Origin of the sequence: Falsiroseomonas tokyonensis, assembly GCF_019024325.1 — a bacterium.
GTDB lineage: Bacteria > Pseudomonadota > Alphaproteobacteria > Acetobacterales > Acetobacteraceae > Falsiroseomonas > Falsiroseomonas tokyonensis.
In genome coordinates, this window is sequence record NZ_JAFNJS010000001.1 from 79,810 (window position 1) to 100,528 (window position 20,719).

The following is a 20,719-nucleotide window of genomic DNA, read 5'->3' on the forward strand; positions in this document are numbered from 1 at the left end:
AGGGTAACGGCTGCCCCGGGAGGATTTCCGCACATGCCCCGCCTCACCCGCCGTGCCACCCTGCTGGGTGCCCTCGCCGCCCCCTCCCTCGCCCTGGCACAGACGCGCCGCACGCTGCGGGTCGTCGTGCCCTTCCCGCCCGGCGGTGGCGTGGACAGCCTCGGCCGGCTGCTGGCGGAACGCCTGACCCCGCTGCTGGAGGGTCAGCACGTGGTGGTCGAAAACCGCGCCGGCGGCGGCGGGCTGATCGGCGCCGATGCGGTGGCCAAAGGGCCGGCGGATGGCACCATCATCGGCGTGATCGGCGCCGCCACGCTCTGCGCCGCGCCCTTCATCCAGCCGACCATGCCCTTCGACGTGACGAAGGATTTCCGCGCGATCAGCCAGATCTCAGACAGCGCCGTGGTGCTGGCCGTGGGCAGCGATGTCGCGCAGCGCCATGGCTGGACGGATATGGCCGCGCTGCTGGCCTGGGCACGCGCGAATCCCGGCGGCGTGCGGGTGGCGAATGCAGGCATCGGCACCGTCACGCATCTCGCGCTGTCGGCCATCAACACCGCCGCCGGCGTGGAGCTGACCAGCGTGCCCTATCGCGGCGGCGCGCAGCAGGCGATGGACGTCATCAACGGCACGGTGGAAGCCACCGCGGACCTGCCGGCGGCCCTGCTGCCGCACATTGCCTCCGGCCGCATGAAGGCGATGGGCGTCAGCTCCGGCACCCGCCTCGCCTTCCTGGCCGAGGTGCCGGCGCTGGCCGAAACCCCCGCACTGGCCTCGATCGACATCCGGTCCTGGAACGCCATCATGGCCCCCGCCGCAACGCCGGAGGCCGAGGTGCAGCGGCTGTCCACCGCGATCCGCCGCGTCGGCCAGGACCCCAGCTTCGCCGCCGCGCTGCGCCCCTTCGGCTACGACGCCGTGGTCAGCGAAAGCCCGGCGGCGATGGCCGCGCAGATCGCGCGCGAAACCCCCGCCTGGCGGCGCCTGGTGGAAATCTCCGGCGCCGCCCGGCAGTAGGCCGGCTCAATCCACGCTGGCGCCGACCGCCTGGATCACCACGCGCCACTTGGCGCTTTCCTCCGCCATGAAGCGGGCGAAATCCGCCCGCCCCATGGCGCGCGGAATGGCCCCGCCGGCGGACAGGCGCTGCGCCAGCGCCGGATCCTGCACGATCTCCTGCAGCTCCGTATCCAGCTTGGCCAGGATCGGCTCCGGCACCCCCGCCGGCGTGCAGAGGCCGAACCAGCCGGTGGAGGTGATGTCCACGCCCTGCTCCTGCATCGTCGGCAGGTCCGGAAAGGCCTCCACCCGCGCCGCGCCACTCACCGCCAGCGGCCGCATCCGCCCGGCCTGCGCCATCTGCGTCACCGCCGAGATCGACTGGAACAGCAGGTCGAGCCGCCCCTCGATCAGGTCTGAATTCATCTGCCCGCCATTCGTGTAGGGCAGGTGCTGCAGCGGCACGCCGGTGATGATCTGGAACTGCGACCCCGCCAGGTGCTGCGACGACCCCGCGCCGACCGAGCCGAAATTGATCGGCCGGTTCTGCGCCTTGGCCCAGGTGATGAATTCCTGCAGCGTCCGCGCCGGCACGCTCGGCGGAATCACCACGATATTCGGCACCAGCGCGATCAGCCCGACCGCCGCGAAATCCTTCTCGGGGTCGAAGGGCATGTTGCGATACAGCCACTTGTTCGCGGCATTGGCGGCGATACTGGCCAGGCCCACCGTATAGCCATCCGGCGCCGCACGGGCGACCTGCGTCATGCCGATATTGGTGCCCGCGCCCGGCCGGTTGTCCACCACGATGGGCTGGCCGAGCTTCGCCTGCAGCCGGTCCGCGATCAGCCGCGAAATCACATCCCCCGCCCCGCCGGCCGGCCCCGGATTCACCCAGCGGATCGGCCGGTTCGGCCAATCGCCCAAACCCTGGGCCCTGAGGCCGACCATCGGCATCGCGCAGGCACCCAGGCCGAGCAGCGCCGCACGGCGCGAAAGGGGGATCGCAGACATGTTCTTCTCCGGAAAGCCTTCCGGCGGGATGAGACGTTGCGACCAGGCTTCGCGCAAGGGGAAGCTTGGCGAAAATTCGGGCAAGTTCTACGCCTGCGGCGGGCGGGGGTCTGGCGCCTGCCGCACGCTGTGGCACGCTGCACGCGCAGGGGCAGACCGGGTGGCCCGCACCCGACCCGCACATGGGATATGGAGAGACTGATGGGTGACGTGCTCGGCTGGCGCTGCAAATTCGGCGTGATGGGCCCCTCGACCAACACCGTGGTGCAGCCGGACTTCGACATGATGCGACCGGCCGGCGTGACCAACCACTACAGCCGCATCTTCACCCCCAACGCCGACGCCGTCTCCAACGAGACCTTCCGCGCCGGCGCCGAACTCATCGGCCGCAACACGCTCGACGCCGTGCGCTCCGTCATGACCTGCCTGCCGGACCACCTGGTGATGGGCATGTCCGCCGTGACCTTCTTCGACGGCGCCCGCGGCGCGGACCGCTTCGTGAAGGAAGTGGAAGACGTCTCCGGCCTCAAGATCAGCGTCGGCAGCCACGCCTGCACGGCCGCACTCAACGCCTATGGCGGCATCAAGCGCATCGCCGTGATGTCCCCCTACTGGCCCGCCATGAACATCGAAGTGGCCCGCTACTTCGGCGACATGGGCTTCACCGTGGTGCGCGACACCGCCTTCCGCTGCACCTCCTGGACCGACATCGCCGCCCAAACCCCGGCCCGCTGCGTCCAAGGCATCAAGGAAATCGACGGCGACGACGTGGACGCCATCATCCAGGTCGGCACCAACCTCTCCATGGTGAAACTCGCCGCCATGGCCGAACAATGGCTCGGCAAACCCGTCATCGCCATCAACACCGCCACCTACTGGCACGCGCTGCGCACCCGCAACATCACCGACAAAGTCACCGGCTGCGGCAGCCTGCTCGAACGGTTCTGACAGGCGAGGCGGGGATCGGGAGAGGGGTGGTCCCTGCTTGATTTGCAGGGGGGCCTTGCCCCCCTGCACCCCCCACCAGGAGGCAGTGGCCTCCTGGACCACGGGACCTTGTGCAGGAAGGGAGAGGGGCCGGAGGAAACGCATGTTCAGCGGTCCAGCTGGCCCCTCTCCCTTCCTGCACATGATTCGAAGGGTTCCAAGGGGCCACTGCCCCTTGGCGGGAGGGGTGCGGGGAGGGCAGCGCCCTCCCCGCGTATCACGCGGACCACCCCTCCCCGCCCTGCCTCCCTTTCACACCGCGCCCGGCCGGCGCATGCTGGCCGGATGGATGATGTGCGGATGCGCGAGTTGTTGTTGGGCACGCGGCGGATTGCCGTGGTGGGGGCTTCGGACCGGGTGGATCGGCCGAGTCATGGGGTGTTCGGGTTCCTGTTGGACCGGGGGTATGACGTGGTGCCGGTGAATCCGACCCTGGTGGGGAAGGAGGTTCATGGCCGTCCCGTGGTGGCGGGGCTGGAGGCGGCGGGGCCGCTCGACATGGTGGATGTGTTTCGCCGGAGTGCGGAGGCGGGCGCGGTGGTGGATGAGGCGGTGCGGCTGGGTGCGAGGTCCGTCTGGCTGCAGCTGGGCGTGGTGGATGAGGCTGCGGCGGCGCGGGCCCGGGCGGCCGGGGTGCAGGTGGTGATGGATCGTTGCCCGGTGATCGAATGGCGGCGGCTGGGCCTGCTGGCGCTTATCGGTCACTGAACGTCACCTTCGCGCCGCTTGAAATCGGCGGCCCGGCGGGCCAACTCCGCCTCCGGATGAAATGCCGGTAACATATCGGGCCACCTCGGACCGCGGGCCGGCATCTGGCAGAGGAAGCAAGGGATCATGACGGACGAGGAACGCCGGATCATCACCGGCTATGTGGAGCGGGTGAGCGGCGCTGCTGGCGCGGCGCCGCCGCGCCCGGCCTCGCCCTGGGGGGCGCTGGGCGGGGGCCAGCAGCAGGCGGCGCAGCCGCTGCCGCCGGTGGATCCGGAGGCTGACCGGCTGATCGGCGAGCTTTTCGCCCGTTATCCGGAGGCGCGCTACCGCATCACCCAGACTGCTTTCGTGCAGGAGCATGCGCTGGTCGAGATGCAGAACCGCATCCAGCAGCTGGAGTGGGAGCTGGAGCAGGCGCAGGTCCAGGCGCAGCAGGCCCAGCAGCAGCCGCGCGGCGGCATGTTCGGTGGCCTGTTCGGGGGTGGCCAGCAGCAGCGCCCGATGATGCGCACCCGGCCGCAGCCGCAGCCGCAGTATCCGCCGGGCTACAATCCGCAGGCGCTGCAGCAGGGCAATAGCGGCGGCTTCATGCGCACCGCGATGATGACGGCGGTGGGTGTTGCCGGCGGCATGATGCTGGGCAATGCGCTGATGGGTGCGCTGGGCGGTGGCACGGCGGAGGCGGCGACGGCCGCGGCCGGCGATTTCGCCCAGGAAGCCGTGCCCACTTCCTCCCCCTGGACCGATCCGGGTGGGGAGCAGGATGCGACGGCCTATCAGGACGATGCCAGCGCCTATGACGATGGCGGTGGCTACGACGAGGACATCTGACCAGCCGGTGGCAGGTCGATCGGGGGCGCGGGCGACCGCGCCCCTTTTCATGTAACCAGATCCAGAGCACCTTCAACCGGCAGTTGCTCGTTTACGTCTGATTCACCATCATTGGCGGATCATGCGTGTCCCCGACCTCGATCTCGATCTGCTGCGCTGCTTCGTGATGGTCGCCGAGCAGGGCGGCTTCACCGCGGCCGGCGGATTGCTGGGCCTGACGCAGTCGGCGGTCTCGCTGAAGATCAAGCGGCTGGAGGATCTGGTGCGGCGCCCCGTCTTCCGGCGCACCAGCCGCCGGGTGGAGCTGACCGCGGAAGGCGAGACGCTGCTGGCCTATGCCCGCCGCATGCTGGCCCTGAATGATGAGGCGGTGCGGCGGATGGTGGCGCCCGCGGTGGCCGGGCGGCTTCGGCTTGGCGTCGCCGATCATTTCGTGCCGCGCAGCCTGGCCCATATCCTGGCCCGCTTCGCCCGCACCTATCCGGAAGCGCGGCTGGAGGTGGAGGTGGGCCGCAGTCATGACCTGCGCGCCAAGCAGGTGGCCGGCGCGCTGGACCTGGTGCTCGGCAAGCGCCGGGATGGGGAGGTGGCGGGCGTGCCGATCTGGACCGAGCCGGTGGTCTGGGCCGCGGCACCGGATTGGCAGCAGCCGCCCGACCGCCCCCTGCCGCTCGCCCTGCTGCCGGAGGGCTGCATGTTCCGCGAGCGCGCCCTGCGCGCCCTGGCCCGTGCCGGCCTGGCCTTCGAGCCGGTCTTCACCTGCGACAGCCTGCTGGGGCTCGCGGCCGCCGCCCAGGCCGGCTTCGCGCTGACGGTGCTGGGCCGCAGCGGCTTCCCCGCCGGGCTGCGGGAGGTGACGGGCCTGCCGGAGCTGGGCGTGGTGGAAATGGCGGTCTTCGGCGATGCCGAGGGCCGCAGCCAGGTGGTGGCGCCGCTGGTCGGCTTCATCCGCGAGACGCTGGGGACCTCGCCGGGGACCCCGCTGGGGACCCAGGCGCCGTGAACGCCTTCCCCCCGCCCCTGCCGGGCTGCCGCATCCTGGTGGTCTTCGGCACGCGGCCGGAGGCGATCAAGATGATGCCGGTGCTGGCCGCGCTGCGCGACCACCCGCGCCTCCGCCCCACCGCCTGCGCCACCGGCCAGCATCCGGCGCTGGTGGCCGATGTGATGGCCGAATTCGGGGAACGGCCGGAGATCGAACTGGGCGCGCTGCCGCCGGGCCGCGGCCTGCCGCTGCTCACCGGCTATCTGCTGACCTCGGTGGCCAGCGCCATCGCCGCGGCGCGGCCGGACCTGGTGCTGGTGCAGGGCGATACGCTGAGCGCCTTCGCCGCCGCCCTGGCGGCGCACCAGGCCGGCGTGCCGGTCGGCCATGTGGAGGCCGGGCTGCGCTCCGGCGACCTCGCCAATCCCTGGCCGGAGGAATTCCACCGCGTCGCCATCGATGCCATGGCCGTCCTGCGCTTCGCCCCCACCGAACAGGCGGCGGCGCATCTGCGCACCGAATACGGCAGCGGCCAGGTGCTGGTCACCGGCAATACCGGAATCGATGCGCTGTTCCGCGCCCGCCGCACCGGGGTGGTGCCCGTGGCCATCGCGCCGGGGCGGCGCCTGCTGCTGGTCACCGCGCATCGGCGGGAGAATTGGGGCGCGCCGCTGCTGCGCATCGCGGAGGCGGTGGCGGCGCTGGCGCAGCGCGAGGATGTGGAAATCGTCTGGCCGCTGCACCCGAACCCCGCGGTGCGGGATGCGGTGACGGGCCGGCTGGCCGGCCTGCCGCGCGTGCATCTGCTGGGCGCGCTGCCCTATTGCGACAGCGTCGCGCTGATGCGCGCCGCCAGCCTGCTGCTGACGGATAGCGGCGGGATGCAGGAGGAAGCGCCGGCGCTGGGCTGCCCCGTGCTGGTGCTGCGGGAGGTGACGGAGCGGCCGGAGGTGGTGGAAGCCGGCGCGGCGGAGGTGGTCGGCACCTCGACCGAGGGCATCCTGGCCGCCGCCCGCGCCCTGCTGGAGGACCCGGTGCGGCTCGCCGCCATGTCCCGGCCGATCTTCCCCTTCGGCGATGGCCGCGCCTCGGAACGCATCGCATCGGCGATCGGCGCCTGGTGGGAGGCGCGATGCAGCGCCTCTGCGTGATGGGGCTGGGCTATATCGGGCTGCCGGCGGCGGCGATGCTGGCCAGCCGGGGCCATTCGGTCATCGGCTGCGACACCGACCTTGGCGTTGTCGCCGCGGTGGCGGCGGGCCAGGCGCATTTCCGGGAGCCGGATCTGGACATGCTGCTGGCCGCGGCGGTGACCACCGGGCGGCTCACCGCCCAGGCGGTGCCGGCGCCCGCCGACGTCTTCGTCATTGCCGTGCCGACTCCGCTGGGCGCCGGGAACCGCCCCGATCTCAGCTGCGTGGAGGCGGCGACGGATGCCATCGCCCCCTTCCTGGCGCCGGGTAACCTCGTGATCCTAGAATCCACCTGCCCGGTGGGCACGACGGAGGCGCTGGCCGGAAGGCTCGCTGCCGCCCGGCCGGATCTGTGTTTTCCCAGCCGCGGCGGCGCCGCCCCGCCCGGCTGCGTGCACCTGGCGCATTGCCCGGAACGGGTGCTGCCCGGCTCCATGCTGCGGGAGCTGGTGGCGAATGACCGCATCATCGGCGGCCTGACGCCGGCCTGCGCCGAACGCGCGCGGGCGCTTTACGCCGGCTTCGTCACCGGCCGGTGCTGGCTGACCGACAGCCGCACGGCGGAACTGGCCAAGCTGGCGGAGAACGCCTTCCGCGACCTGAACATCGCCTTCGCGAACGAGCTGGCCGGGATCTGCCGCGGGCTGGAGGTGGACCCCTGGGCCGCCATCGCGCTGGCCAACCGGCATCCGCGCGTGTCCATCCTGCGGCCCGGGCCGGGGGTGGGCGGGCATTGCATCGCCGTGGATCCCTGGTTCCTGGCCGAGGCCGCGCCGGACCACAGCCCGCTGATCCGCACCGCCCGCGCGGTGAATGAGGCGCGGCCGGGCCAGGTGGTGGCGGAAATCCGCGCCCTGGCGCCGCCGGGTGCGACCGTCGCCTGCCTCGGCCTGACCTACAAGGCGGATGTCGAGGATCTGCGCGCCAGCCCGGCACTGGCGATTGCGGAGGCACTGTCCCGCGAGGGGACGCGACGGGTGCTGTGCTGCGATCCGATGCTGCGCGCATTGCCGCCGCCGCTGGCCGGGCGGGCCGGGGTGGCGCTGGTGCAGCCGGAGGCGGCGCTGGCCGAGGCGGTTGTGCTGGCCATCCTGGTGCCGCATGCCGCCTTCCGGGCGCTGCCGCGCGCGGCCTTCGCGGGCCGCCTGGTGGTGGATGCGGTGGGGCTGCTGCAACCGGCTTGAAAGCCTGGGCGGTGCGGCCCAACTGCTGCGGCGGTTCGGGCCCCTCTGGCGCCGCGCGGCTTCCGGGCGGCGGGCGTGATGTCGAACCGGCCACGCGGCCTGGCCGCATGACTCGGAAGGGGTTCGAGATGACCGCCACCCATCCCGCCAAGACGCTCCGCATCCTGGGCGCGCTGCTGCTGGCCATTGGCCTCGCCGGCTATCTGCTGCCGGCGCCGCCGGTGCATTGGACCGCGCTGATCCCGGCGGGGCTTGGCGCGCTCGCCATTCTCGCCGCCTGGCAGAGGCCGCGACCGGCGCAGGTGACCGGGCTTGTCATCTGCGGCCTGGCGCTGTTCGGCGGCGGCTCCGCCCTGATGCAACTGCCCGCCCTGCTGTCGGGCGAGGCCGGCGCGGCCACCGCCTCTCGCGCCGCGACGGCGCTGGTGGCGCTGGGCGGAATCGCGGCGCTGGCCTGGCCGCGGCGCGCGGGCCCGGCTGCATGAGCACCACCCTGCTGATCCTGGCTGGCCTCGTCCTGCTGGTGCTGGGCGGCGAGCTCTTCGTGCGCGGCGCGGTACGGATCGCGGAGCGGCTGGGCGTCTCGCCGCTGATGATCGGGCTGACCCTGGTGGGCTTCGGCACCTCGACGCCGGAGCTGGTGACCAGCGTGCAGGCCTCGCTCGCGGGGTCGCCGGGCATCGCGATCGGCAATATCGTCGGCTCCAATATCGCCAATATCCTGCTGATCCTGGGCATCTCGGCGCTGGTCTTCCCCATCGCCGTCCCCTCCGCCGCCCTGCGACGGGACGGCATGCTGGGCGCCCTGGTGGCGGCGGCGCTGCTGGGGGTGGGGCTGTTCTGGACGCTGGACCGGATGGCGGGGGTGGTCTTCCTGCTGGGGCTGGCGGGCTACATCGCCTATGCCTGGCGGCAGGAAAGCGCCGCGACCGGCGACCACACGGCCGCCTTCGAGAAGGCGCAGGCCATGGAGGAGGTGCATCCGGGGGGCCTTGCCGTCCATGCGCCGATCGTCACCGACAATTTCTGGCGCGGCGTGCCGGCCTCGATCGGCTTCGTGGTGGTGGGGCTGGCGCTGGTGGTAGGCGGCGGCGGGCTGCTGGTGGAGGGTGCCACGGGGCTGGCCCGCAGCCTTGGCGTCTCCGAGAGCGTGATCGGCCTGACCATCGTGGCCGTCGGCACCTCGATGCCCGAGCTCGTCACCTCCCTGGTCGCGGCCTTCCGGCGGCATGCGGATGTGGCGCTGGGCAATGTGCTGGGCTCCAATATCTACAACGTGCTCGGCATCGGCGGCGCCACGGCGCTGATCGCGCCGACCGCGGTGCCGCCGGAGATCGCGGGCTTCGACATGTTCGTGATGCTCGGCGTGTCCCTGCTGCTGCTGGTGCTGGCGCGCAGCGGCTGGCGCATCGGGCGGCGGGAGGGGGCGCTGCTGGTGGCGCTCTATGCGGGCTACCTGGCCTGGAGCTGGCCGGCCTGATGGACCGCCGGGCTCGGCCGGGCGCGGCTTTGCCGCAGACTGCGGAGCCCGCACGGCATTGTGGCCACCCACCCCTGCGGATGTGCTCGCCATCCTGGTGCCGCACCGCGCCTTCCACGTGCTGGATCAGGCCGTGCTGCGCGGCCTTGGTCGCCCGGTTGACCCCGCGGCGCGGCCGTCCCTAACCTCGCGCCGCGGCCGGATCCCGGCCCGATGTCTGACCTGCTCGCGCCACTGCGCGGGGCGATGGAGGCGCTACACGGATGAAGCGCGGCGTGGCGTCGCAGGTGGTTTGACCGCGCCGCCCGGTCGGATGCAGTCTGTCGGACCCCGCCGCGGAGCGCTGGTCCGGCATGCCTTCCCTTCCTGAGACGCCGCCACCCGGCCAGGATGCGCGCATCCTGGCGCTGATCGGCACCGGGCATTTCCTCAGCCATTTCTACATGCTGTGCCTGCCGCCGCTGTTCCTGGTCTGGCGCGAGGAATTCGACGTCTCCTTCGCCGCCCTCGGCCTGGCGGTGGCGCTGATGAGCGGCGTGACGGCGGCGCTGCAGACGCCGGTGGGCTTCCTGGTGGACCGGCACGGCGCGCGGCCCTTCCTGGTGGGCGGCGTGCTGCTGATGGCGCTGTCGATCGGCGCCATGGCTTTTGCCCCCGGCTACTGGGCCATCCTGCTGCTGGCGGTGCTGTCCGGTGTCGGCAATTCGGTGATTCACCCGGCGGATTACGCGATCCTCGGCGGGTCGATCCATCCGAGCCGCATCGGCCGGGCCTTTGCCATGCATACCTTCACGGGCAATCTCGGCTTCGCCGCGGGGCCGCCGGTGATCGCGGCCATGCTGCTGGTGATGGGCTGGCGGCCGGCGCTGCTGATCCTGGGCCTCATCGGCGTGCCGGTGGTGCTGGCCATCCTGTGGCAGAGCCGCATCCTGATGGACCAGGCCAAGCCCAAGGCCCGCCAGGCAGGCGGCCCGACCGGCCGCGAATTGCTGCTGTCGCGGCCCATCCTGCTGTTCTTCGGCTTCTTCCTGCTCTCGGCCATGGCGGGCACGGCGATCCAGGCCTTTTCCATCACCGTGCTGGGGGAGCTTTGGGGCACGCCGGTGGCCGTCGCCTCCCTGGCGCTGACCGGCTACATGATGGGCGCCACGGGGGGCGTGCTGGTGGGCGGCTGGTTCGCCGACCGGTCGAAGAAGCACCTGGCCTTCATCGTCGTGCTGACGCTGATTTCCGCCACGCTGCTGCTGGTGATGGGGCTGGTGCGGATGCCGGACTGGCTGCTGCCGCTGGTGGCGGGGGCGGCGGGGCTGGCGCTCGGTTCCTCCCGCACGCCGCGCGACGTGATGCTGAAGGACGCGATCCCGCCGGGGCAGATGGGCAAGGTGTTTGGCTTCGTCTCCTCCGGCCTTCCGCTTGGCGGGGCCATCACGCCTGTGCCCTTCGGCTGGCTGATCGACCTGGGCCAGGCGGCGCTGGTGCTGCCGCTGGCGGCCGCGCTGCTGCTGGCCTCCCTGCTCTGCATGGGGCAGGCGAAATCGGCGGCGCTGGCGGCGCGGCCGCTCGCGGTGCCGGCGGAGTAGGTGGGCCGCTTCGACACGGCGCTGCAGGTCCTCGACCTTCTGGGCATCGCCGTCTTCGCCGCATCCGGCGCGCTGGTGGCCAGCCGCAAGCAGCTGGACGTGGTGGGCTTCGTGCTGATCGGCATGATCACCGGCTTCGGCGGCGGCACGGTGCGCGACCTGCTGCTGGGGCGCACGCCGGTCTTCTGGCTGCGGCAGCCGGAACTGCCGGCCATCGCGGCGGTGGCGGCGCTGCTGGTCTTCTTCTTCGCGCATCGCATCGAGAGCCGTTTCAAGGCGCTGCTCTGGGCGGATGCGCTGGGGCTGGCGCTGTTCGCCGTGCTGGGCGCGGAGATCGCGCTGATCGCGGGGGCGGAGCCCTGGGCGGCGGTGCTGCTGGGCACCGTCACCGCCACCGTGGGCGGCATCATCCGCGATGTGGTCTGCATGGAGCTGCCGCTGATCCTGCGCAAGGAGATCTATATCACCGCCGCCGCGGCAGCGGCCGCTGCCTATGTGGCGCTGCGGCTTGCGCCCCTGCCGCGCGACCTTTCGCTGATGGCCGGCATCGCGCTGGGCTTCGGCATCCGCGCTGCCGCGATCTGGCGCGGCTGGTCGCTGCCGGCCTTCAAGCCGCGGCCGGCGCGGGATTATCCGGACGAGCGGTGAGGCGCGCGCCTCAGCCGCAGTGGCGCGCGGCCTCCGCCGCCACGAAACCCTCGAATTCCGCCAGTTCCTCCCGCGCCTCGATCCAGTGCAGCGCGGCGCCTTCCGCATCGATACGGGCCATGCCCGCGATGACCCGGCCGGGGACCAGGGCGCTGGCGCGGCGATAGGCCAGTTCCTGGCCATTGGCGGCGATCCGCCAGGACAGGACGGGCAGCGGCCGGCAGGCGAAGAAGGCGCGCACCGCGATCAGCCCGCTGCCATCGGCGGCCAGCAGCAGCCGCGCATCCCCGGCCTCGCTGCGCAGCCGCGCCGTGCGGCCGATCCAGTCCGGAAAGGGCGGCACCCGGCCGCCGGCCCGCGCCTGTCCGGCGATCAGCAGGGCGGGCAGGCAGAGGGCGGCGCGACGCGGCAGGGCGGCCATGGGCGGGCTCACGGCGGGTGACGAGGCGCGCAGCCTGCCAAAGCCGCGCCCCGGCGCACAAGGTCTGTAACAATTCGGAACGGAATTACCAGCCGTTCACCCGCTCCCACTCCGCCACCACCTGGCCGGTCTCGTCCAGCACATGGTAGCGGTCATGCGCCGCGGCCGTCAGGCAGACGTGGTTCGGTGCGACCCGCAGGCGCGTGCCGACCTTCAGCCGGTCAAGGTCGAGCGTGCCGCCCTCCGTCGCGCGGACCTCGCCATGCTCCTGGTGGACGCGCACCACCATGGCATCGCCGAGGCTCGGCTGGCCGGCGGCATCCAGCACGCGGCCGAACTTCCAGTCGCGTGGCGCGGTTTCGGTGCTGCGGTCCTTGGACAAAGCCAGGGCACCGGCATCCACCAGCACGGCATTGCGCGCGGGGTAGCGGCCGGTGACGCTGGTCAGCACGGTGACAGCAATATCCTCCAGCGGATGCACGCCGAGCTGCGCCTGCAGCAGGTCGCCCATCATGTAGACGCCGGCCCGCATCTCCGTGACGCCGTCCAGATGCGCGGCATACATGGCGGTGGGGGAGGCGCCGGCGGAGACGATCTTCACGGCATGCCCCGCCTCCCGCAGCCGGGTCGCGGCGCGGACGATGCCGGCGCGCTCGATCTCCGCCAGCTCCGCCATCGCGGCCTCGCTGCGGCCGGCATAGGAATGGCCGGAATGGGAGAGCACGCCGGCGAGTTTTTTGCCGAGTGCGCCACCGATCTGCAGCAGCGCCTCGCTCTCCGGCGCCACGCCGGCGCGACCCTCGCCGATATCCACCTCGATCAGGGTGGGCAGGCGGCCGGGATGGGCGGCGATGGCCTGCGCCGTCTCCAGGTCATCCGTGATAATCTTGATCTGTCCGCCCTCGGCGTTCAGCGCGGCCACGGCGTCCAGCTTCGACGGCGTGATGCCGACGGCATAGACCTGGTCGCGGAAACCGAGCGCAGCAAAGTAGCGGGCCTCGGCGAGGGTGGAGACGGTGATGGGGCCGCCGCCCGGCGCGGCCAGCTGCGCCACCGCGGCCGATTTCGCGGTCTTCATATGCGGGCGCAGCTGCACGCCGGGATGCCGCCCGACGGCTTCCGCCATGCGCGCGATATTGCGCTTCAGGATGGGCAGGTCGAGCAGCAGGCAGGGGGTGGGCAGGTGATCCAGCGACATCAGATGGCGACCCCCAGCAGTTCCGCGAATCGCGGCGTGGCCTTGAGGCCGGTGCCGGTCAGCACCACCACGCTGGTCTCCCGCTCCGCGATGCGGCCCTCGGCGCGCAATTTCGAAAAGGCGGCGGCGGCCTGGGCGCAGGTGGGCTCCACATAGAGGCCGGTGCGGGCCAAGGCGAGCGCGGCCTCGGCGATCTCCGCCTCCTCCAGCAGCACGGCGCCGCCCTGGCTTTCGCGCAGCGCGGTCAGGCATTCGGGCAGGCGGATCGGCTGGGCGATGGCGGTGCCCTCCGCGATGGTGGGCTGCGCCGCGACGGCCGGCAGGCCGAGCGCGGCGCGCGCGATCGGCCCGCAATTGGCCGGCTGTGCGGCCCAGATGCGGGGCAGCCGGCCGATCTGGCCGGCCCGCAGCAGCTCCGAGAATCCGAGCCAGCAGCCGAGCACGTTGGAGCCGGCGCCGCAGGGGACGATGACATTGTCGGGGACCCTGAAGCCCAGATCCTCCCAGAGCTCATAGGCGAGGGTCTTGGTGCCCTCCAGGAAGAAGGGCTGCCAGTTGTGGCTGGCGTAGAAAAGCTCCGCGGACTTCGCGAGCGCCGCATCGGCGCAGTCCTGGCGGCTGCCGGGGATCAGCTCGATGGCGGCGCCGGCTGCGCGGGACTGCACGGTCTTGGCCGGGCTGGTGCTGGCGGGGACGAAGATGGTGGCCTGCATCCCACCCGCTGCCGCATAGGCGGATACCGCCGCGCCGCCATTGCCCGAGGAATCCTCCAGCACGGCCGAAACCCCCTGGTCGCGCAGCAGCGACAGCATCACACTGGCGCCGCGGTCCTTGAAGCTGCCGGTGGGCATGAACCATTCGCATTTCAGCAGCGCCGTGCCGCCCGGCAGGGCGCGTTCCACCAGCGGCGTGCAGCCCTCCCCCATGCTGATCGGTGCCTTGGGCCGCCAGGGCAGCGCGGCGGCGTAGCGCCAGATGCTGCGGGTGCCGGTCTCGATCTCGGCGCGGGACAGGCCCTGCCGCATCGTCAGCAGCAGGGGCGCCTGGTCGTCGCCGCACCAGCGGGGGGTGTCGAGCGGCCAGGTCCGGCCGCTGCGGGGGTCGAGGTAGAGTTGCGGGGTCATGCCGCCATCCTCCCTTGCCCGCCCGGCCCCGGCAAGCGACCCTGCCACGCATGACCCTCAACGACCCGGTGCTGCGCCTGGCAGCCGACCTCATCGCGATCGACAGCCGATCCAGCCTTTCGAACCTGCCGGTCGCCGACCGCATCGAGCAGGAGCTTTCGGGATTCGAGGTGGAGCGGCTGGACTATACGGACGCCAATGGCGTCGCGAAGCGTGTGCTGGTGGCCCATAAGGGGCCGCGCGGCGGCTATGCGCTGTCCGGCCACATGGACACGGTGCCGGCGACGGGGTGGGAGAGCGATCCCTGGGCGCCGCTTCTGGATGCGGACGGGCTGCTGCACGGCCTCGGCAGCGTCGACATGAAGGGCCAGGTGGCGGCCGCCATCATCGCCGCCCAGCGCGCACCCGCCGATGTCGGCGCCACGCTGCTGATCACCACCGATGAGGAAACCACCAAGGCCGGCGCCCGCCGCATCGCCCGCGACAGCGCGCTTGCGAAATCGCTGAACCTGCAGGGCATCTTCGTGGTGGAGCCGACCAGCCTGGTGCCGGTGCGCGGCCATCGCAGCCACATCGCCTTCACCGCGACGGCACATGGCGTGCAGGCGCATTCCTCCACCGGCAAGGGCACGAACGCGAACTGGAAGCTGCTGCCCTTCCTGGCCGCGATGCGCACGGTGCATGACGAGCTGCGCACGAACCCCGCGCTGCAGGATGCCGACTACGACCCTCCGTTCTCCGACTTCAACCTGATCCTCGACAACCACGGCACCGCGATGAACGTCACCGTCGCCAAGGCCACCGCCCAGATAAAATTCCGCTACAGCGCCAAGGTGGACCCGAAGCCCATCCTGCAGGCCGTGCGCCAGGCGGCGCGGGACGCCGGGGTGGAGCTGGCGGAGCAGATGGAGGGTTTTCCCCCCGAACTGCCGGCGGACCACCCCTTCGTCGCCCGCGCCACGCGCCTGACCAACCGCGCCCCGCGCACCGCCCCCTATGGCACCGATGCCAGCGAGTTGCAGGCGCTGGCGCCCTGCGTGGTGCTCGGCCCGGGCGACATCGCCATGGCGCATACGCCGCGCGAATATGTGCGGGCGCAGGATCTTGTGGACGCCGTGCCGGTCTTCGGGCGGGCGCTGGCGGGCGCCTAGGGCCATGGGAATGACAGTGGCGGCGATAGGAATTTCCCATTTCACCGGGGCGGCGGATCGTGGCATCCGGGCCCCGCGCCGGTTGAGGAAGGAGCTGCCATGACGTCCCCCAAGAGCCCGCCCCTCGCGGCGCTGGATGACGCGGCCTTGGACCAGGTCGTGGGCGGCAGCGCCGCCTTCGAGCCGCCCACGCTGTGGGAGCAGAATCCGGATGCCGAGGTGCGGATCGGCACCTGGCAGGGCGACATGATTATGGGCGACAACGACCAGCAGATCATCATCGCCGGCGGCGGCGACGACTACGCCTTCGGCGGCGGGGGCAGTGACATGATCCTGGGCGGCGATGGCCGCGACATGATCCATGGCGGCGACGGCGACGACACGCTGGCCGGCAATGGCGGCCGCGACGTGGTGGATGGCGGGGCCGGCGACGATGTCGTGATCTGGAGCCCCGGCGATGGTGCGGACATCCTCACCGGCGGCAGCGGCACCGACGAATTGCGGCTGGAGCGCACCGGCCTCACCATCGACCAGGTGCTGGCCGGGCTGGTGCCCGACCCCGGCTTCCCCACCCCGGCGATGGTGAATGGCAGCCTGGACCTGACGGGCATTACCGGCAGCCTGACCATCAACGGCGAAACCTTCCGCTTCTCGGGCTTCGAGAAGCTGACCCTGTCCGACGGGGATGCGCTGTATGTGCACCCCGACGTCATCCCGTAGCGCGGGTCAGTAGGCCACTGCCAGCGCGGCCTCGGCAAAGCCGATGCGCCGCGCCGGCGGCACCGGCGATTTCGCGGCCGCGCGCTCCAGCGCCAGCCGCGCATCGGCGATGCGCCCCGCCTTCATGGCGGAATCCACAAAGATCTGCTCCAGCACGTCCTGCTGCGCGTGGCTGCCGCCGAGCCGGTGCAGGTCGCCGAGGGCCGGGCGCAGCACGCGGCACACCTCGTCGAAGCGGCCCTCGGCATGCAGCGCCACGGCGCGCGTTGCCGGCAGGGCGGCGTCGCGCAGGATGCGGGCGTGGTGGGTATTGCCGCGCGCCGCCTCCTCCAGCGCCGCCAGCATGCGCGCCGCGGCTTCCCGCCGCCCGCTGGCGGCCAGCGCCATCATCCAATGCGGCTGGGTGAAGGCGGACAGCGTGTCGCCGATGCGGGCCTCCGCCTTCTCCGCCAGCTCCTCCCACCGATCGCCGACCGCGATGCCGCGCAGCTGCAGGCGGAACAGCATGGAGGCGGCGTTCTGCACATCGATATAAAGGTCCGGCTGCGCCAGGTGGACTTTTGACTCGCGGTTGCGGAAGCGCGTGTCGTACAGGCGCAGCACGCCGTCGAAATCGCGCTGCTCCGCCATGAACATGGCCTGGTGCCACCACAGGTGGTGCATCAGGTTGTTGCCGCCGTCCCAGTTCGGCTCGAGGGCTGCGATCCAGTCCAGGCCCTCGGTCCGGCGGCCCTGCATTTCCAGCACATGCGCCACGCCATGCGCGGCCCAGAGGTCGCCGCGGTCCAGCGCCACGGCGTCGCGGCCGGCATGTTCGGCGATGGTGTAGCTGCCGGTTTCCTCATGCGCGAAGCAGCGGCAGGCGAGCACGCTGCCATAGCCCGCCGTCTCATCCGACCAGGCGGGCATCACCTGCTCCACCAGCGTCACCATGCGTTCCGGCGCGCCCATCCAGAAAGCGCAGAAATGGTGCAGGCGAAAGGCGAGCAGGTCGCGCGGATGCTCCGCCACGATCTGTTCCCAGATGGTCAGCGCCTTTTCCGGCGTGCCGTCGATCCAGGCGGAGAGCGCCGCCATATGCGCCTTCTCCCGCGCATTGGCCGGCAGGGCCTGCGCCTTGGCGAGCGAGCCCGCGGCGCGGCCGAGCAGCGCGCGGTCATAGGCCAGCATCGCAAAGCTGCCGGCCATCACCTGGCCGAGCGGCGCCGTGGGATCGGCGGTGAGAAATGCCTTCAGGCGAAGTCCGGTGTCGAAGCGGTATTTCAGAAAACCCTCGATGGCATGGTCGAAGGCCCGCGCCGCCTCGGCCGAGGCGACGGTCATGGCATTGCCCTGGGCGTCGGTGGTCATTGCTGTTTCCCCTCAGAAAGTCTCGACCCAGGGCCGCAGTTCGATCTCGGCGGACCAGGCGGTTCGGGGCTGGCGGATGGCGGCCAGCGCGGCGGTGGCGATGGCGTCCGGGTCCAGCAGCGTATCCTGCCCCGGATCGGGCCGGCGTTCGCTGCGGATGCCGCCATCCACCACGATGTGGACCACATGCACCCCCTGCGGATGCAGTTCCCGCGCCAGCGCCTGGCCCAGCCCGCGCAGCGCGAATTTGCCCATGGCGAAGGGGGCGGAGCGGGCATAGCCCTTCACCCCGGCGGAGGCGCCGGTCAGCAGGATGGTGCCGGCCTTGCGTGGCAGCATGTGGGCGGCGGCCTGCTGCGCCACCAGGAAGGCGCCGAAGGCGCAGACTTCGAGCGTGCGGCGCACATCCTCCGGCGCCAGCTTCACCGTCGGGCCGCGCACGCGGAAGGAGGCGTTGTAGGACACCACCTCCGCCTCCGCCGCCTCGGGTCTTGTGAACAGGTCCGCGACCTGCGCCGGGTCGCTGGCGTCGCAGCGATGCAGGCTGGCGCCGGTTTCGGCGGCCAGCGCCGCCAGTTTCTGCGTATCCCGCGCGGCCAGCGCCACCTCATAGCCTTCGCGGGCCAGCAGCCGCGCGAGGCTGGCGGAGAAGCCCGGACCGGCGCCGACGATGAGAGCCTTGGGCATGCGGCTGTTTCCCTATCCCCGCGGCGCCAGCAGGATGACGCCCGCGCCGCCGAGGCATAGGAGCATACCCAGCAGGTCGAAGCGATCCGGCCGCGCGCCCTCCACCGCCCACATCCACCCCAGCGAGGCCGCGATATAGACCCCGCCATAGGCCGCGAAGGCGCGGCCGGCGAATGGCGTATCGATCCGCGTCAGCGCCCAGGCGAAGAAGGCCAGGCACAGCAGGCCGGGCAGCAGCCACCAAGTGCTGCGTCCCTCCCGCAGCACCGCCCAGGCGGCGAAGCAGCCGGCGATCTCGGCCAGCGCCGCCAGGGCGTAGAGGGGGAAGGCGCTCAGGGCCTCATCCTTCGCGAACCGATCCGCCGGCCGCGATGCGCATGGCCTGGGCCTCGACCAATCCGGGATCGTCAACCGCGGCGAAGGCGGCGGCCGTGCGCCGGCTTGGCCCCTCCGTGCCGTTCCCAGCCAGCGCATAGACGGCGGAGGCGCTGCCAGGGCCGCCCCCGGTATGGCCGATATAGGTGCCCGCCGGCTCGCCTTGTCCGATCATGAGCCCGAGACCGTAGCCCGCCGTTTGCCACGGTCGGCCTGGAATGGCACCGCCCAGCGGGTGGGCCAGCTGCATCGCCGCCACAAGTTCGGATGGCAGGAAGTCCGTACCGAGCAGACGGTGCAGAAGCAGGGCGGCCGAGCCCGGCGGCCCGACCAGCAAGCCATGGTACACCCACCCGGGATGGTAGCGCCGAGCATTGCCCCAGGCGGTTGCGTCGAGGTCCTCCGGCGCCTGCGCGACCGTGACCCCTGAAATGCCAAGTGGTCCGAACACCAGGCGCTCCAGGGCCGGGCCGAGAGCCGCGCCTGTCAGCTCCTCGACCAGGGTGCGGACCAGCAGGTAGCCGATGTTGGAATAGCCCCAGCCCTGCCCGGGCGCATAGGCCAGGGTGTCGGCATCGACCTGCCGCAGCATCGCCTCAGCCTGCCAGGGCGCTTCCCCTGCGGCCACGGCGGCGTGGTAGGCCGCCAGCGTGCCGTAGCAGCGCAGGCCAGCGCGATGCTGCAGGAGCTGGCGGAGCGTGAAGGGTCGGCCGCGGAGGGGCGCATCGAGGCGCAGGCGCTGCTCCGCCACGAGCGCCAGCGCGGCGCCTGCGAGGACGGTTTTCGCAAAACTCCACCACGGCACCACCGCATCGGCATCGGTGCTGACGCTGCCGCCCTGGACCAGGGCGGTGATGCGCTGCGGCGACGGCATGGTTCAGTCGATGGATTCCAGCAGCCCACACAGCGTCGCGCAGCGGGCGGCGAGGTCGGTCCAGACGATGTGCTCATGCGGCGCATGGGCGCCGGCGCCGGTGCAGCCCAGCCCATCCAGGGTCGGGATGCCCAGCGCCGCGGTGAAATTCCCGTCCGAACCGCCGCCGCGATGCTGCTTCGGCAGCGTATAGCCCGCCGCGGCGGCCAGCACCTTGGCCTGCTCATACAGCGCCAGGATTTCCCCGTTCTCCGCGAAGGGCGGCCGGTTCATGCCGCCCGAAATCTCGATGCGGATGCCATCCTCCTCCCCCGCCATCCCAAGGATCAGCTTTTCCAGCCGCTCCCCTTCCGCGATGGTCGGCACGCGCAGGTCGACCTCCGCCCCGGCCTCGGGCGGGATGACATTGGGGCGGGTGCCGCCGAAGACGGGGGCGACATTGGTGGTGATGCCGGCCGCCAGGTCCGTCAGTTCGTGGATCTTCAGCACCAGGCGCGACAGGGCGACCACGGCGCTGCGGCCCTCGGACCAGTTGCCGCCGGCATGCGCCGAGACGCCGCGCACCTTGATGACGAAGCGCCCCACGCCCTTGCGCGCGGTGACGCAGGCGCCGCCGGCACCGGCGGGCTCCGGGATCAGCACGGCCCGCGCGCCGCGGGCAGTGTCCTCGATGATGTCGCGGCTCGTCGGGCTGCCGACCTCCTCATCCGGCGTCAGCAGCAGCACGATCGGCCGCTTCGTCGGGATCTTCTGGCGCAGGATTTCGCGCACGCTGTGGAAGGCCATGAAGGACCCCGCCTTCATGTCGTAGATGCCGGGCCCAAAGGCCTTGTCGCCCTCCACCCGGAAGGGCATCGGCCCGGCCAGCGTCCCGTGGTCCCAGACCGTGTCGAGATGGCCCGAGACCATCACCGGCGGCAGGTTGCTGCCGGCCTGGCCAGGCGTGCGGCAGACCAGCGTATCGCCGAATCCGTCCCGGCCCGGAAGCCGCGAAACCTCGCCGCCCACGGCGCGCAGCTCCGCCTCGCAGCGGTCCACCAGGCGGTTCACCGCGGCCGGATCGGTGGTCGGCGTCTCCTGCTCCACCCAGAGGCGCAGCTCCTCCAGCAGGCGTTCGGAGGTGCCGAGGGTGGTGGCGGGCATGGGGCGATCCATCTGCTATTGGGCTGCCCGGTTCTGGCAAACCAACCCGGCCTTGTCGATCCAA

22 protein-coding genes are annotated in these 20,719 nt (G+C 71.7%); 13 read left to right on the forward strand and 9 right to left on the reverse strand.

Annotation, left to right across the window (positions count from 1 at the left end; all coding sequences use genetic code 11):
* Positions 1-33 precede the first annotated feature (33 nt).
* A complete protein-coding gene (locus J3S20_RS00420) occupies positions 34-1,017 on the forward strand; it encodes a Bug family tripartite tricarboxylate transporter substrate binding protein (RefSeq protein WP_216833715.1) in 984 nt (327 codons plus the stop codon).
* Positions 1,018-1,023: 6 nt separating this feature from the next.
* Here J3S20_RS00420 and J3S20_RS00425 read toward each other — a convergent pair whose 3' ends face one another.
* Positions 1,024-2,013 (reverse strand): Bug family tripartite tricarboxylate transporter substrate binding protein, encoded by a 990-nt coding sequence (locus tag J3S20_RS00425; RefSeq protein WP_216833716.1) that lies wholly within the window; start codon positions 2,011-2,013, stop codon positions 1,024-1,026.
* Positions 2,014-2,214: 201 nt separating this feature from the next.
* Between J3S20_RS00425 and J3S20_RS00430 the strand changes: the two genes are divergently transcribed.
* The 10 genes from J3S20_RS00430 to J3S20_RS00475 all read left to right on the forward strand — a co-directional run bounded on the left by J3S20_RS00430 (position 2,215) and on the right by J3S20_RS00475 (position 11,612).
* Complete coding sequence (locus J3S20_RS00430; RefSeq protein ID WP_216833717.1) at positions 2,215-2,961, forward strand: maleate cis-trans isomerase family protein; 747 nt, start codon at positions 2,215-2,217, stop codon at positions 2,959-2,961.
* Positions 2,962-3,285: 324 nt separating this feature from the next.
* Positions 3,286-3,708 (forward strand): CoA-binding protein, encoded by a 423-nt coding sequence (locus J3S20_RS00435; protein WP_216833718.1) that lies wholly within the window; start codon positions 3,286-3,288, stop codon positions 3,706-3,708.
* A gap of 126 nt (positions 3,709-3,834) precedes the next feature.
* Positions 3,835-4,542, forward strand: a complete 708-nt coding sequence (locus tag J3S20_RS00440) for a DUF2076 domain-containing protein (protein ID WP_216833719.1) — start codon at positions 3,835-3,837, stop codon at positions 4,540-4,542.
* 121 nt (positions 4,543-4,663) lie between these two features.
* A complete protein-coding gene (locus J3S20_RS00445) occupies positions 4,664-5,545 on the forward strand; it encodes a LysR family transcriptional regulator (protein WP_216833720.1) in 882 nt (293 codons plus the stop codon).
* Positions 5,542-6,678, forward strand: coding sequence for a non-hydrolyzing UDP-N-acetylglucosamine 2-epimerase (gene wecB / locus J3S20_RS00450; protein ID WP_216833721.1), 1,137 nt, complete (start codon positions 5,542-5,544; stop codon positions 6,676-6,678). The genes J3S20_RS00445 and wecB overlap by 4 nt, the downstream gene beginning before the upstream one ends.
* Entirely contained in the window at positions 6,660-7,904 is a 1,245-nt protein-coding gene (wecC, locus tag J3S20_RS00455) for a UDP-N-acetyl-D-mannosamine dehydrogenase (RefSeq protein WP_216833722.1), read from the forward strand. Before wecB ends, wecC begins: the two co-directional genes overlap by 19 nt.
* Positions 7,905-8,032: 128 nt before the next feature.
* On the forward strand, positions 8,033-8,389 hold the full coding sequence (locus tag J3S20_RS00460; RefSeq protein WP_216833723.1) for a hypothetical protein: 357 nt from the start codon (positions 8,033-8,035) through the stop codon (positions 8,387-8,389).
* Positions 8,386-9,384 carry a calcium/sodium antiporter gene (locus J3S20_RS00465; protein WP_216833724.1) on the forward strand — a complete coding sequence of 333 codons (999 nt, stop codon included), beginning with the start codon at positions 8,386-8,388 and terminating at the stop codon, positions 9,382-9,384. Before J3S20_RS00460 ends, J3S20_RS00465 begins: the two co-directional genes overlap by 4 nt.
* Positions 9,385-9,737: 353 nt before the next feature.
* Positions 9,738-10,964 carry an MFS transporter gene (locus J3S20_RS00470; protein WP_216833725.1) on the forward strand — a complete coding sequence of 409 codons (1,227 nt, stop codon included), beginning with the start codon at positions 9,738-9,740 and terminating at the stop codon, positions 10,962-10,964.
* The gene (locus J3S20_RS00475; RefSeq protein ID WP_216833726.1) at positions 10,965-11,612 is read left to right on the forward strand and encodes a trimeric intracellular cation channel family protein; all 648 of its coding nucleotides are present in this window, start codon (positions 10,965-10,967) and stop codon (positions 11,610-11,612) included.
* A 10-nt stretch (positions 11,613-11,622) separates the two neighbouring features.
* On the opposite strand, the gene J3S20_RS00480 is transcribed toward J3S20_RS00475, so the two are convergent.
* The 3 genes from J3S20_RS00480 to J3S20_RS00490 form a co-directional block, all read right to left on the reverse strand.
* On the reverse strand, positions 11,623-12,045 hold the full coding sequence (locus J3S20_RS00480) for a hypothetical protein (protein WP_216833727.1): 423 nt from the start codon (positions 12,043-12,045) through the stop codon (positions 11,623-11,625).
* Positions 12,046-12,118: 73 nt separating this feature from the next.
* Positions 12,119-13,231: an alanine racemase gene (locus J3S20_RS00485; RefSeq protein WP_216833728.1), complete on the reverse strand. Its 1,113-nt coding sequence runs from the start codon at positions 13,229-13,231 to the stop codon at positions 12,119-12,121.
* A complete protein-coding gene (locus tag J3S20_RS00490) occupies positions 13,231-14,355 on the reverse strand; it encodes a pyridoxal-phosphate dependent enzyme (protein WP_216833729.1) in 1,125 nt (374 codons plus the stop codon). The genes J3S20_RS00485 and J3S20_RS00490 overlap by 1 nt, the downstream gene beginning before the upstream one ends.
* A 50-nt stretch (positions 14,356-14,405) precedes the next feature.
* Here J3S20_RS00490 and J3S20_RS00495 point away from each other — a divergent pair, with 50 nt between their 5' ends.
* Positions 14,406-15,506 (forward strand): M20/M25/M40 family metallo-hydrolase, encoded by a 1,101-nt coding sequence (locus J3S20_RS00495; protein ID WP_216833730.1) that lies wholly within the window; start codon positions 14,406-14,408, stop codon positions 15,504-15,506.
* A gap of 99 nt (positions 15,507-15,605) precedes the next feature.
* Positions 15,606-16,226: a calcium-binding protein gene (locus J3S20_RS00500; RefSeq protein WP_246602212.1), complete on the forward strand. Its 621-nt coding sequence runs from the start codon at positions 15,606-15,608 to the stop codon at positions 16,224-16,226.
* A 6-nt stretch (positions 16,227-16,232) separates the two neighbouring features.
* Here J3S20_RS00500 and J3S20_RS00505 read toward each other — a convergent pair whose 3' ends face one another.
* The 5 genes from J3S20_RS00505 to J3S20_RS00520 are packed head-to-tail and all read right to left on the reverse strand — an operon-like array spanning position 16,233 to position 20,655.
* A complete protein-coding gene (locus J3S20_RS00505) occupies positions 16,233-17,576 on the reverse strand; it encodes a tetratricopeptide repeat protein (protein WP_216833731.1) in 1,344 nt (447 codons plus the stop codon).
* Between the two features lie 12 nt (positions 17,577-17,588).
* Positions 17,589-18,263, reverse strand: a complete 675-nt coding sequence (locus J3S20_RS00510; RefSeq protein WP_216833732.1) for an SDR family NAD(P)-dependent oxidoreductase — start codon at positions 18,261-18,263, stop codon at positions 17,589-17,591.
* Between the two features lie 12 nt (positions 18,264-18,275).
* The gene (locus J3S20_RS00515; RefSeq protein WP_246602301.1) at positions 18,276-18,599 is read right to left on the reverse strand and encodes a YnfA family protein; all 324 of its coding nucleotides are present in this window, start codon (positions 18,597-18,599) and stop codon (positions 18,276-18,278) included.
* Positions 18,600-18,603: 4 nt separating this feature from the next.
* Positions 18,604-19,512 carry a serine hydrolase domain-containing protein gene (locus tag J3S20_RS29985; RefSeq protein ID WP_246602213.1) on the reverse strand — a complete coding sequence of 303 codons (909 nt, stop codon included), beginning with the start codon at positions 19,510-19,512 and terminating at the stop codon, positions 18,604-18,606.
* A gap of 3 nt (positions 19,513-19,515) precedes the next feature.
* The gene (locus J3S20_RS00520) at positions 19,516-20,655 is read right to left on the reverse strand and encodes a M20 family metallopeptidase (protein ID WP_216833734.1); all 1,140 of its coding nucleotides are present in this window, start codon (positions 20,653-20,655) and stop codon (positions 19,516-19,518) included.
* Between the last annotated feature and the right edge of the window lie 64 nt (positions 20,656-20,719).